Consider the following 12725-nt stretch of genomic DNA (forward strand, 5'->3'; position numbering starts at 1 on the left):
CTCCCTTACTTCGTCACGCGACAGGCCTCAAGCGCCGAGCTCAAGGCGTCGATATCCATCGGCAGATCAACAGGCCAGATGAGCTCTAGCCGCGAGTCTTGCTGCCACTGCCCCCAGCGCTCTCGCTGCTCCCCTGCTGGCAACACCAGCCAGCCAGCGAGGGTACGCATGACCCCCTTGCCCCGACATGGCGATGGCAAGCCCTGCCACCAGCCATGCAGACCTTGCTCCTCAAAAGATTCATCAGGGTGCCAGCACCAACTGACCGAACGATAGCCTAGTCCTTGCCCCTCACGGCGAGTCCCAGGACCCGCCAAGGGCAAGACTGGCTCGACATCCTCGCTTGGCAAGCGCGCCACCAGCGCGTGTTCAGCGGGCCTCGCTCCCCCACGCGCACCCGCAAGCGCAGTGCGTGGCGCAAGATCCAGCAACCAACTCAACGGCAGCCCGTGGTGGTCACTCTGGATGACGACGCCTGGCACCTGGGACTGGCATTCTCGCCAACGCTCAAAGACCGCATGATCGTCTGAACGGACAAGATCCGTCATTGACAGCACCCAGGCATCGGCCACGCTCAGCTGCTGCTTGAAGGTGTCATGTGCCACCACCCGAGCGTCAGCGACCCGACGGGGATCTAGGACCGCCACCACTGCCTGCAGCGTTAGCGCGTCCGCCAAGTCACCGGAGCTCAATACCTCGAGCAACCCCGCGGGGTGACCCAGGCCTGACGGCTCGATCAACAGTCGATCTGGACGCTCACGCCGGAGTGTCTGAACCAGCACCGAGCGAAACACCGTGGCGACCTGGCAGCACAGACAGCCTCCAGGTACTGCCTGGACATGTACACCCGGCGTCTTACCAAGCAGCGCCTGATCGACCCCGACCTGACCAAACTCATTGACCAAAATGGTCCAGCGTTCATGCTCGGGCTTCTGCTCGATCCAATGACGAATCAATTGACTCTTGCCACTGCCAAGAAAGCCCGTGACAACGTGTGTCGGCACGCTTTTCAGTGGTTTCATGGTTAACACAAGGTCTCCTCAAACCCATGGGCAGCCAGCGAAGATAACGGTATAAAGCATGGCCAGAGCCCTCTCACGACTGTCATCATGTCACGGCCCATCGCGCTAGCGCACCACCGCAACGAGGTGACAGCCCGCCGTGACAACCCACCTGTCACACGGTTTAAACACCGGGACGATGATGCTCTTCGATGGATCAACCCTCCATAGAAAAGGAGCACCCTAGGGTGCTCCTTGTTCTGCGTTGCGGCGGGGGCCGTATCACCCGTCTCCCACCACCTTGGCTTAATAGCGCTCTATATCGCCCACCTCCTCGAGGTGGCTGAGCAGCCCATCAAGAATTGCCTGGGCGCGAAGGCGCTCGGCCATGCTGGAGACAAACTGCTCCATCTGCGGGTTGCCCTGTGCTTCGCCGATGGCATCCAGCGCTATCAGGGTGACCTGATCACCCTCCACTGCACGACCGTAAACGACACCACCTTCTTGGGGATGAGGCAGTTTGAAGGCCGTCGTCAGCACGGCGTCCGGCACGCTGGGCGCGTCCTGCCGGCTGATCGCATCAGCCTGCTGCCAATCAAGTTCCAGCGACTGCCCGCCCTGCAGTTGAGCAACACGCTCGGATGCCAACTCGATCAGCGCATCACGAGTCTTGGCGCCACGAACGGCCGCCTCGACGTCGCTGCTGACCTCTTCCAGCGGCAGCGTGGTGGCATCGCGATGATCCAGCGCCCGCAGAACCAGGCGACGCGAGCCGTCCAACTCGATGACTTCACTATTGAAGCCTTCGTCCAGCACTTCCTCGGAAAACGCCTGATCCATGACGCCGGGCTCCGCCAACACGCCCTCGGCGCTATCGCGGCTGACCCAGTCCGTGGTGACCAGATCCACCCCGATGGCGTCCGCTACGCTTTGCAGATCATCTGCGGCAAAACTCTCGTCGATCAGCTGCTGAGCCTTGTCGTTGAAGTCGTCCCTGACCTGCTCTTGAGCCAAGCGATCACGGAGTCGATCACGCTCTTGCTCGAAGTCAGGGCGGTCCAGCTCCGTCACCTTGATCAGGTGCAGACCATTGTCGGTTTCCACCACGTCAGATACCTGGCCCTGCTGAAGGGCAAAGGCCGCCTGCTCAAACTCATCACCAAAAATGCCGCGGGTGATGACACCCAGGTCACCGCCGGCATCGCTGGTCGTGGTGTCATCGGAAAACTCTGCGGCCAGGGTCTCGAAATCCTCTCCCTGATCCAGACGCGATTGCACGTCGGCGATTCTCGCTTCGGCTTCATCCCGCGTGCGCTCGTCACCAAACGTCACCATGATGTGTGAAACGCGACGGTCCGCGTTTTCGGCGCTGGCTTCCCATGCCGCGCGGAGCTCGTCTTCGGAGACCTCCACGTCCGCCGCCATGGCCTCCTGATCAAGCAGCACGTAGGCAAGCTGGACTTGCTCAGGGCGCAGGAAGTCCTGCTGATGCTCACTGTAATAGGCAGACATCTCAGCATCACTGACGCTGACCTGCTGGTCCAGTTCACTAGCATCCATGGTGTGGTAGCGGAAGGTACGCGTCTGACGCTGCAACTGGGCAAGACGCTGCTGCTCAGCGGGCAAGGTGAAGTCGCTGGCGATCAACCCCTGCTGAATATGGCCACGCATCACGTCTCGGCTCAGCTGCTCGCGGAACGACAGCGGTGTATACCCAACACTGGCAAGGCGCTGACGGAATAGCTCCTGGTCGAATTGACCATCGGCATTGTGAAACTCGGGGCGACTGACGATCAGCTGATCCAGCTGATTGTCGGACACCGCAAGACCACCGGACTCCGCGTAGCTGATCATCAGGCGATCGCTGATCAACCCTTCAAGCACCTCACGACGCAGCGCTCTCTCCTGGTCAGCCGGCACCTGGTTGGCCCGCATGGCACGCTGAACGTTAACCTCGACCTGCTGACGATTGATTGGCTGGCCGTTGACCTTGGCCACTTCGTCACCGGACTGGCCAAACAAACCGATCAGCGACTCTACGCCGAACAGCGCCATGGTAACGACCACGGCCCCGATAATGATCTTTGCGATCCAACTTTGGGATCGGTCGCGAATACTCTGCAGCATGAAAGCCTCTGCGAAAGGTTGGGGGTTACGCTTGGCCTGGCAACAACGGTCAAGGTACCACACCCAAACTCATGAAAAAGGCGCACCGCGATAGCGATGCGCCCTTGGCGAGAGAAGTGTCAGCGGATGACACTACGCTCGTGTCAACGTTGCGAGGATTGGCCCAAGGCCAGTCACTCGTCAATCAGTTGACGGAATCCTTCAGAGCCTTGCCGGCCTTGAAGCTAGGCACCTTGGCAGCGCTGATTTCGATCGGCTGACCCGTCTGCGGGTTACGACCGGTGCGTGCGGCACGATCCTTGACGGAAAAGGTGCCGAAGCCAACCAGTGAAACGCTGTCGCCCTTCTTCAGGGTTTCGGTCACGGACTCGACCATGGCATCCAGCGCACGGGAAGCAGCAGCCTTCGGAATATCGGCAGACGCGGCAATGGCATCAATCAGCTCGGACTTGTTCACACTTCACCCCTTGACTATTACAGAAAAAGATACAAAACGGCGATTTTTTGGCCGACAGGCACGATCGCAGCATGGCGACAATTTATAGCAATGCGACGAAAGACCTGTCAAGCAACCTTCCTTGCCAATCCGCATGATTCCGGCATTTCCAGGCCGGAATCATGGAAAAAATGTCACTAGTGTGTACTGACCATTGAGTGAGTTGCAGTCGAATCCGTCGAAACCGAATCATCGGAATTATGATCCGTGTTTTTTGACAGCGCGACCTCCAACACCTCATCAATCCAGCGAACCGGATGAATCGTCAGGGCGTCCTTGATGTTATCAGGGACTTCCTTGAGATCTCTGCGGTTCTCTTCCGGTATTAGCACCGTCTTTATACCACCACGCCTGGCGGCCAGCAATTTCTCCTTCAACCCACCGATAGGCATGACTTCGCCACGGAGATTGACTTCGCCCGTCATGGCCACATCACAGCGCACAGGACGATTACAGAAGGCGGACACCATCGCGGTGACCATGGCGATGCCAGCACTGGGACCGTCCTTGGGAGTCGCGCCCTCAGGCACGTGGATATGCAGATCTTCCTTCTCGAAACGCTCCGGATCGATCCCCAGCGCTTCAGCACGGGCCCTGACGACGGTCTGGGCAGCACTGACGGACTCTTTCATCACATCGCCAAGAGAGCCCGTCTTGTTGATGCGCCCCTTGCCAGGCATTACTACCGACTCGATGTTGAGCAGCTCGCCGCCTACCGATGTCCAGGCAAGGCCGGTCACCCGCCCCACTTGATCCTGCTTGTCGGCCAGACCGTAGCTGTAGCGTCGCACGCCAGCGTAAGTCTCGATATCCTCTGCCGCCAGCGTCTGGGAGCCCAGCGCCCCTTCCTTGCCTTCTTTCTCGAGACGCTCACGCAGCACCTTGCGGCTGACCTTGGCAATCTGCCGCTCCAGCTCACGAACACCTGCCTCGCGGGTGTAGTAGCGGATCAACTCAAGGAGCGACGCTTCACTGTACACCAGCTCGTCTTCCTTGAAGCCATTGGCAGCAAGCTGCTTGGGCACCAGGTAACGGGTGGCAATCGCCAGCTTCTCGTCCTCGGTGTAGCCCGGCAGGCGAATCACCTCCATCCGGTCGAGCAGCGGCCCGGGGATGTTCATCGAATTCGCGGTACAGATGAACAGGGTCTCAGAGAGGTCGTAGTCGAGCTCGAGGTAGTGATCGCTGAAGGCGTTGTTCTGCTCGGGATCAAGCACTTCGAGCAGTGCCGACGCCGGGTCACCGCGGTGATCCATACCGACCTTGTCGACCTCGTCAAGCAGGAACAGCGGGTTCTTTACCCCTGCCTTGGCCATACGCTGAATGGGCTTGCCAGGCAGCGAGCCAATATAGGTACGGCGGTGGCCACGAATCTCGGACTCGTCACGCACGCCGCCAAGTGCCAAGCGCACGTATTTACGATTGGTGGCTCGAGCGATCGACTTGCCAAGGGAGGTCTTGCCCACACCGGGCGGCCCAACCAGACATAGCACCGGTCCCTTCAGCTTCTTCACACGCTTGTGCACCGCGAGGTACTCAAGAATGCGTTCCTTCACTTCATCAAGACCATAGTGGTCTTCATCCAGAACCTTCTGCGCGTTCAGCAGATCGTGCTTGACCCGCGTACGCTTCTTCCAGGGCACTGAGACCAACCAGTCGAGATAGGAGCGCACCACCGTCGCCTCGGCGGAGGACGGCGACATCATACGCAGCTTGCCCAGCTCCTGGTTGGCCTTGTCGGCAGCCTCTTTCGGCATACCGGAATCCTTGATGGCCTGCTCGTACTTGTCCGCCTCGTTCGGCGCGTTCTCGAGCTCGCCCATCTCCTTCTGAATGGCCTTCATCTGCTCATTCAGATAGTACTCGCGCTGGGACTTCTCCATCTGGTCCTTGACGCGCGAGCGAATACGCTTCTCGACCTGCAGCAGGTCGATTTCCGCCTCGATCAGTGCCATCAGGTGCTCGATACGATCGCGCACGCGATCCATTTCGAGTAGCTCCTGCTTGTCACCGATCTTCAACGACAGATGGGCACAGATGGTGTCCACAAGCCGGCTGGGATCTTCGATGCCAGACAGCGAATTCAGCACCTCGTTGGGTACCTTCTTCGACATCTTGACGTACTGCTCGAACTGATTGAGCAGCACGCGTACCAGCGATTCCTGCTCGCGCTCGCTCAGTGGCTCGCTGGAGCGTAACACGACCTCAGCCCGAGAGTGGCCGTCCTCGGCAAGGGAGATGTCGCGAATGTCTGCGCGAGACTCACCCTCGATCAGGACCTTCACAGTACCGTCGGGCAGCTTCAACAGCTGCATGATCTCGGCAACGGTACCAATGGCGAACAGGTCTTCGTTGTCCGGATCGTCCTTGCTGGCCTCGCGCTGAGCAACCAGCAGGACCCGCTTGTCATCCGCCATGGCAGCTTCCAGTGCCTGGATCGACTTTTCTCTGCCGACAAACAACGGGATGACCATCTGCGGGTATACCACTACGTCACGCAGTGGCAAAAGGGGCAGACTCATAGTCTGTTCGGCGTTCTGCTGCATCGCAGACGTTCCTCAAACTTAGCGGGTGAAACCTGAGGGATGGGGGCACCCCCGAGGTATTGCAAGGGGAAACACCTGCCGGAATGCTGTGATACCTGCCACCGGCAGTCGAAGCCCGTCGACCAGAAAGCGAAAGACTAGGCTCGCAGGACACATCTCTTGAGACAATGCCCTTAAGACCATGCCCTTGAGACCATGCCCTTGAGACAGTCTCCTTAAGGCAATGCCCGGATATCAAGCCCGGATATCAAGCCCGGCAGACAAAGGGGCCGCATCAGCGGCCCCTTTGTCGGCGTCGCGAGTCGACAGCGGCAGGTTAGCCGTCGGTACCATCCACCCGCGCGGCTTCCTCGGTATCTTCGCTCTGGCTGTAGATCAGCAGCGGATCGCTCTCGCCACTAATGACAGACGCGTCGATGACCACCTTGCTGACGCCCTCAAGGGAGGGAATCTCATACATCGTGTCAAGCAATACGGACTCGAGGATAGAGCGCAGTCCACGTGCTCCGGTCTTGCGAGCCATCGCCTTGTGCGCCACGGCGCGCAGGGCGTCCTCTCTGAAGTCCAGCTCGACGCCTTCCATATCGAACAGGCGAGCATACTGCTTGACCAGAGAGTTCTTGGGCTCCGTGAGGATCTGTATCAGCGCATCCTCGGTCAGCTCGGTCAGGGTGGCAATCACCGGCAAACGTCCGACGAACTCGGGAATCAGACCAAACTTGACCAGATCCTCGGGCTCGACCTCGAGCAGCAGATCACCCACTCCCTTGGACTCGTCCTTGCTCTTGACCTCAGCGTTGAAGCCGATGCCACCGGTCTCGGCGCGATCACGTATCACCTTGTCCAGACCGGCGAACGCACCGCCAACGATGAACAGGATGTTACCGGTATCCACCTGGAGAAATTCCTGCTGCGGATGCTTCCGACCACCCTGGGGCGGCACCGAGGCCGTAGTGCCCTCGATCAGCTTCAACAAGGCCTGCTGGACACCTTCACCGGAGACATCGCGAGTGATGGACGGGTTATCGGACTTTCGAGAAATCTTGTCGATCTCATCGATGTAGACGATACCGCGCTCAGCCTTGTCGACATCATAATCACACTTCTGCAGAAGCTTCTGAATGATGTTTTCGACGTCTTCACCAACGTAGCCAGCCTCGGTCAAGGTGGTGGCGTCCGCGATGGTGAACGGCACGTTGAGCAGGCGCGCCAACGTCTCGGCCAAAAGCGTCTTGCCGCTGCCGGTAGGACCAATCAGCAGAATGTTCGACTTGCCGAGCTCCACGTCGTCCTTGCCGCTATGACGAAGACGCTTGTAGTGGTTATAGACGGCCACGGACAGCACCGTCTTGGCGCGGTCCTGACCAATCACGTAGTCATCGAGAGTATGTCGAATTTCGCGTGGAACGGGCAGACGCTCCTCGTCGCTCTCGGCATCGGCATCGAGAACTTCCTCGCGAATGATGTCATTACACAGATCGACACACTCATCGCAGATATATACAGACGGACCGGCAATCAGCTTGCGCACTTCATTCTGGTTCTTGCCACAGAATGAGCAATACAGAAGCTTACCGTTGTCGTCCTTGCCTTTGCCGTCGGCCATTCGCGTACCTCTCTGGCAGCGGCAGCCCCGCAGGGCCACCGGTAATCACGTAGTCATCGCGCAAACTATCACGCTATCAGGATGCAGGACGCTTATCCAGCACTGCGTCGATCAGGCCGTACTCGGCAGCCTGTGCTCCGTTCATGAAGTTGTCGCGATCGGTATCCTTGGCGATGGTCTCGATATCCTGGCCCGTATGGTGTGCCAGGATCTGATTCAGTCGCTCGCGGATCCCCAAAATTTCACGGGTGTGGATCTCGATGTCCGACGCCTGCCCCTGATAGCCACCCAGCGGCTGATGAATCATCATGCGCGAGTTGGGCAAACAGTAGCGCTTACCTGCGGCACCACCGGCCAGCAACAGAGCACCCATGCTGGCGGCCTGTCCGATGCAGACCGTCGACACATCGGGCTTGATGAACTGCATCGTGTCGTAGATCGACATCCCGGCGGTGACCGATCCACCCGGAGAATTGATGTAGAGGTGGATGTCCTTGTCGGGATTCTCGGACTCAAGGAACAGCAGCTGCGCCACCAGCAGGTTGGCCATGTAGTCTTCTACGGGCCCCACAAGGAAGATCACCCGTTCCTTGAGCAAGCGCGAGTAGATGTCGTAGGCGCGCTCGCCGCGAGCGCTCTGCTCGACCACCATGGGCACTAGGCCGCCAGCAGCATGTATATCGAACTCGGTGTTCATGGAGATGTGTCCTCGCATCCGTGTGTGGCAAAACGACAAAGCCGGCCCGTTCGGGCCGGCTCGGCAAGACGCTTAAGCGTCCTCGCCCTCTTCTGCCTCTTCGCCCGGCTGCTGCTGTGCCGCGGCGAGAGCCTGCTGGTAGGACATTTCCACGTCCTTGACCGTCGCCTGATCGAGCAGCTTATCAACCGCCTTCTCTTCCAGCAGTGCAGACTTGACCTGGGTCTTCATCTGCTCATTGCCCATGTAGTACTCAACGACCTGCTCCGGATCCTGGTACTGCTGAGCGAGCTCTTCAACCTTGGCCTTGATCTCATCATCAGAAGCTTCGAGCTCGTTGACCTTGATCACCTCAGCCAGCAACAGTCCGACCTGAACACGGCTGCGCGCCTGATCAGCAAACAGCTCATTCGGCAGCTGGCTGACATCAAAGTCTTCGCCAAGGCCGAACTGCTGGGCTGCCTGACGCTTCAGGCCGTCCACTTCCTGCTGCACCAGGGCATCGGGAACAGGAATGTCGTTGGCCTGCTTCAGCGACTCGAGCACCTGCTGCTTCACGCGGTTCTCCACCGCCTGGCCAGCTTCGCGCGTCATGTTCTTCTTGACCTCGGCGCGGAAGGCATCGACGTCGTCGCCTTCGACTCCGAACTTTTCGATGAAGGCAGCATCCACCTCAGGCAGCGCCTGGCCCTTGATGGCATTGACCTTGACCTTGAAGGTAGCTTCCTGGCCCGCCAGTTGCTCGGCCTGGTAGTCCTCGGGGAAGGTCACGTTGATGACCTTGTCCTCACCCGCCTTGGCACCCTGCAGCTGGTCTTCGAAGCCAGGAATGAAGCTGCCTGACCCCAACACGAGATCGTGGCCCTCTGCACTGCCGCCTTCGAAGGGCTCGTCACCCAGGAAGCCCTGGAAATCAATATTCACCTGATCGCCGTCTTCAGCAGCGCGTTCCACTTCTTCCCAGGACGCGTTCTGCTTGCGCAGGGTTTCGATCATCTCGTCCACGTCAGCGTCAGTCACTTCTACGACCGGACGCTCTACCTCGGTACCTTCAATGGTGGACAGCTCGAACTCCGGATACACCTCGAGCACTGCGGTAAACTCGAGATCCTTGCCGGCTTCGTTGACCTTGGCCTCGATCTGCGGGAAGCCTGCCGGATTGAGCTTCTCATCCGTGATGGCGCGGACATAGCGCTCGCGCATCACTTCGCCCACCACTTCGTTACGAACATCGCTGCCGTAACGCTGGCGGATGACGGACATCGGCACTTTGCCTTTGCGGAAACCGTCGAGACGAACGTTCTTGGCAGCGTCTTTAAGACGGGCGGCGACGGCCTCGTCAATCTCGGCGGCCGGCACCTGGACGTTGATGCGGCGTTCGATCTGGGAGGTCGTATCGACGGAAACTTGCATGAAAAATCCTCTACCGACTGGGGGCGTACTGAAACTGTGAAAACGTCAAAAGGGAGATTCTAAGAATCCCGCAGGGCACTGGCAAGCGCCAACGCCCTTTAGATGGGGCTTTTCGGACAATTTACAAGGGCAATCGCGCAATCCATGCTCGCGGTAGCTCCCCAAACCACAGGAGGCCGAGCTCGCACGAGAGCTAGATGGTCGACGTTCAAGGTGGGAAAGAGTAAAGAAGGCAACAACAAGAAAAGCCGACCCACCCTTTGGCAGTCAGCTGATGCGATAACAACATATTCTACAGACTACTTTGTGCACTTCAGGGAGTGGGGTGGATGATGGGGATCGAACCCACGACCACCGGAGCCACAATCCGGGGCTCTACCACTGAGCTACATCCACCACAACCTGAACGCTTAACATCTACAACCCGACACCAGCGCAACCAGCAACCTTACCGCTAGACGACAGATTCAAGGCTCACCGCAATGCATGGAGTGGGGTGGATGATGGGGATCGAACCCACGACCACCGGAGCCACAATCCGGGGCTCTACCACTGAGCTACATCCACCACATACAAGCACTACGGATCAAACCCAAGCCTAACCAGGCGCCACGCTTTGCTGGCACGCCCAGCAGGACTCGAACCTGCAACCTACGGCTTAGAAGGCCGTTGCTCTATCCGGTTGAGCTATGGGCGCATTCTACACAACCGAAATCTTAACCACAACCCGAAAGCCAAGAAAAACCTTTTCTAAACAATCGCTTGTGGTCGGGGTGGAGGGATTCGAACCCCCGACATCCTGCTCCCAAAGCAGGCGCGCTACCAGACTGCGCTACACCCCGACGACCTGTTGCAATGCTGCCGAAACCGTTTCAGCTGTCCCGGCGAGCGATGCGTATTCTACGGAACTTTCCTGACAAGTCAACACGCTAGTTGAACTTTCCTGTCCACCAACGGGCTTCTGCTTTGCCTGACCGCCCCGGCATGCGAAAATCCGTGCCCACTCCTTCCACCGCCCATTCATTCGTACTTTGAGGGAAGCCAATGTCCGCCCAGCTCATCGATGGCAAGTCCATTGCCGCCACCGTCCGCCAGCAGGTTGCTCGCCAAATCGAGACACGCCGCCAAGCCGGCGGGCGGACGCCAGGCCTTGCAGTGGTTCTGGTCGGCGATGATCCCGCCTCCCATGTGTATGTGCGCAATAAACATCGTGCCTGCGAGCAGGCTGGCATCTCCTCCGTTCAGCACGCGTTGCCTGCATCCACCAGCCAACAGGAGCTGGAGTCCCTGGTGGACCAGCTCAACGCGGATCGCTCCATCGACGGCATCCTCGTTCAACTTCCGCTCCCCGAACACCTCGACGCCAGGCCCATTCTGGAGCGCATCTTGCCCAGCAAGGACGTGGACGGCTTTCATCCCTACAATCTGGGCAGACTGGCTCAACGTCTGCCGCTTCTGCGCCCCTGCACACCCAAAGGGGTGATGACCCTCCTCCATCATAGCGGCCTGTCGGTACGCGGTCTCAATGCCACCGTTGTTGGCGCGTCCAACATCGTCGGACGCCCCATGGCGCTGGAACTCATGCTGGCAGGCTGCACCACGACCGTCTGCCATCGTTTCACCCGTGACCTGGAGCAGCACGTTCGAAGCGCTGAGTTGCTGGTGGTCGCCGTTGGCAAGCCGGGACTGGTGAAAGGCGAATGGGTTCGCGACGACGCCATCGTCATCGATGTGGGTATCAATCGTCAGGATGACGGCAGTCTTGTCGGTGACGTTGACTTCGAGGAGGCGGCACGCAGAGCCGCTCACATCACCCCCGTGCCCGGCGGCGTTGGCCCTATGACCGTGGCAAGCTTGCTGGAAAATACGTTAATGGCAGCCGATATCCACGACGGCCACACTGCTAACGACGGCTGAACGCACTTTATACGGCCCCAGGAAGAGACCGTAGACTTGCTCAATGGCTTGGGGAGCAGGTGTCGCCCCCCTCGCCCAGCGCTCGACAGCAAGATCTGTGCTGCATGAGCTGAATACGCAGGCCCCGACTTCCTGGCAACGCATCCCCTTTCATTGGAACAAACGACTAAGGACTACCATGCAACGCATCGGAATCATCGGGGCCATGGCTCAGGAGGTCGCGCAGCTTGCCTGCCAACTGGAGGACAGGGAGACCAGGTCGCATGCGGGCTCTACCTTTCACACGGGCCGCCTGCACGGTATGAACGTTGTCCTGCTGCAATCGGGAATTGGCAAGGTCAATGCTGCGGTGGGTACTACCCAACTGCTGGAACAGTATGCGCCCGAGGCGGTCATCAACACCGGATCCGCCGGCGGCTTTGGAGAGGGCCTGTCGATTGGCGATATCGTGATTTCACGTGAAGTCAGGCACCACGACGTCGATGCGATGGTGTTTGGCTATGAAGCGGGCCAGGTACCAGGCATGCCGGCGGCCTACCTTCCCGACGCACGGTTGGTCGCTGTTGCCAGAGAGTCCATTGAAGCCATGGGTGAAGTCAACGTCACTGAAGGGCTGATCGCCACCGGGGATGTGTTCATGGCATGCCCCGATCTGGTCGCCCGGACCCGCGCTCGCTTCCCTGCCATGCTGGCAGCCGAGATGGAAGCCGCTGCCATCGCCCAAACCTGCCACCTCTACCAGTGCCCCTTCGTCGTGATTCGCGCGCTGTCGGACATTGCCGGACAAGGAGACAATCACCTGTCGTTCGAGGAGTTCCTGATCCAGGCAGCCGATCACTCAAGCCGGATGGTGTCGCATATGATTCAACGTCTATCTGTAGCTTGACAGTACCACCTGGGACCGGCGTCGGCCATTTCATCA

Annotated in this window: 9 protein-coding genes and 4 tRNA genes; 2 read left to right on the forward strand and 11 right to left on the reverse strand. The window is 59.1% G+C overall.

Annotation, left to right across the window (positions count from 1 at the left end):
* Nucleotides 1-5: 5 nt before the first annotated feature.
* From KUV86_RS01075 to KUV86_RS01125, 11 genes are all read right to left on the reverse strand, one after another.
* Nucleotides 6-1022, reverse strand: a complete 1017-nt coding sequence (locus KUV86_RS01075) for a CobW family GTP-binding protein (RefSeq protein WP_222483310.1) — start codon at nucleotides 1020-1022, stop codon at nucleotides 6-8.
* 285 nt (nucleotides 1023-1307) lie between these two features.
* The gene (locus KUV86_RS01080) at nucleotides 1308-3128 is read right to left on the reverse strand and encodes a SurA N-terminal domain-containing protein (protein ID WP_222483311.1); all 1821 of its coding nucleotides are present in this window, start codon (nucleotides 3126-3128) and stop codon (nucleotides 1308-1310) included.
* A 184-nt stretch (nucleotides 3129-3312) separates the two neighbouring features.
* Nucleotides 3313-3585: an HU family DNA-binding protein gene (locus KUV86_RS01085; protein ID WP_206939045.1), complete on the reverse strand. Its 273-nt coding sequence runs from the start codon at nucleotides 3583-3585 to the stop codon at nucleotides 3313-3315.
* Nucleotides 3586-3761: 176 nt separating this feature from the next.
* Entirely contained in the window at nucleotides 3762-6170 is a 2409-nt protein-coding gene (gene lon, locus KUV86_RS01090) for an endopeptidase La (protein WP_222483312.1), read from the reverse strand.
* A gap of 316 nt (nucleotides 6171-6486) precedes the next feature.
* Nucleotides 6487-7776: an ATP-dependent Clp protease ATP-binding subunit ClpX gene (clpX, locus tag KUV86_RS01095; protein WP_206939049.1), complete on the reverse strand. Its 1290-nt coding sequence runs from the start codon at nucleotides 7774-7776 to the stop codon at nucleotides 6487-6489.
* Between the two features lie 76 nt (nucleotides 7777-7852).
* The gene (gene clpP, locus KUV86_RS01100) at nucleotides 7853-8473 is read right to left on the reverse strand and encodes an ATP-dependent Clp endopeptidase proteolytic subunit ClpP (protein WP_206939051.1); all 621 of its coding nucleotides are present in this window, start codon (nucleotides 8471-8473) and stop codon (nucleotides 7853-7855) included.
* A 72-nt stretch (nucleotides 8474-8545) separates the two neighbouring features.
* Entirely contained in the window at nucleotides 8546-9886 is a 1341-nt protein-coding gene (tig, locus tag KUV86_RS01105; protein ID WP_206939052.1) for a trigger factor, read from the reverse strand.
* A gap of 321 nt (nucleotides 9887-10207) precedes the next feature.
* Nucleotides 10208-10282, reverse strand: a tRNA-His gene (locus KUV86_RS01110).
* A 96-nt stretch (nucleotides 10283-10378) separates the two neighbouring features.
* A tRNA-His gene (locus tag KUV86_RS01115) sits at nucleotides 10379-10453 on the reverse strand.
* Between the two features lie 53 nt (nucleotides 10454-10506).
* A tRNA-Arg gene (locus KUV86_RS01120) sits at nucleotides 10507-10583 on the reverse strand.
* Nucleotides 10584-10651: 68 nt separating this feature from the next.
* Nucleotides 10652-10728, reverse strand: a tRNA-Pro gene (locus KUV86_RS01125).
* Between the two features lie 202 nt (nucleotides 10729-10930).
* Between KUV86_RS01125 and folD the strand changes: the two genes are divergently transcribed.
* Together folD and mtnN are read left to right on the forward strand one after the other, a co-directional pair.
* Nucleotides 10931-11803 (forward strand): bifunctional methylenetetrahydrofolate dehydrogenase/methenyltetrahydrofolate cyclohydrolase FolD, encoded by an 873-nt coding sequence (gene folD, locus KUV86_RS01130; protein ID WP_222483313.1) that lies wholly within the window; start codon nucleotides 10931-10933, stop codon nucleotides 11801-11803.
* Nucleotides 11804-11981: 178 nt separating this feature from the next.
* Nucleotides 11982-12689: a 5'-methylthioadenosine/S-adenosylhomocysteine nucleosidase gene (gene mtnN / locus KUV86_RS01135; RefSeq protein WP_222483314.1), complete on the forward strand. Its 708-nt coding sequence runs from the start codon at nucleotides 11982-11984 to the stop codon at nucleotides 12687-12689.
* Nucleotides 12690-12725: the final 36 nt, after the last annotated feature.

Source organism: Halomonas sp. DP8Y7-3, assembly GCF_019801675.1.
GTDB classification, from domain to species: Bacteria; Pseudomonadota; Gammaproteobacteria; order Pseudomonadales; family Halomonadaceae; genus Halomonas; species Halomonas litopenaei_A.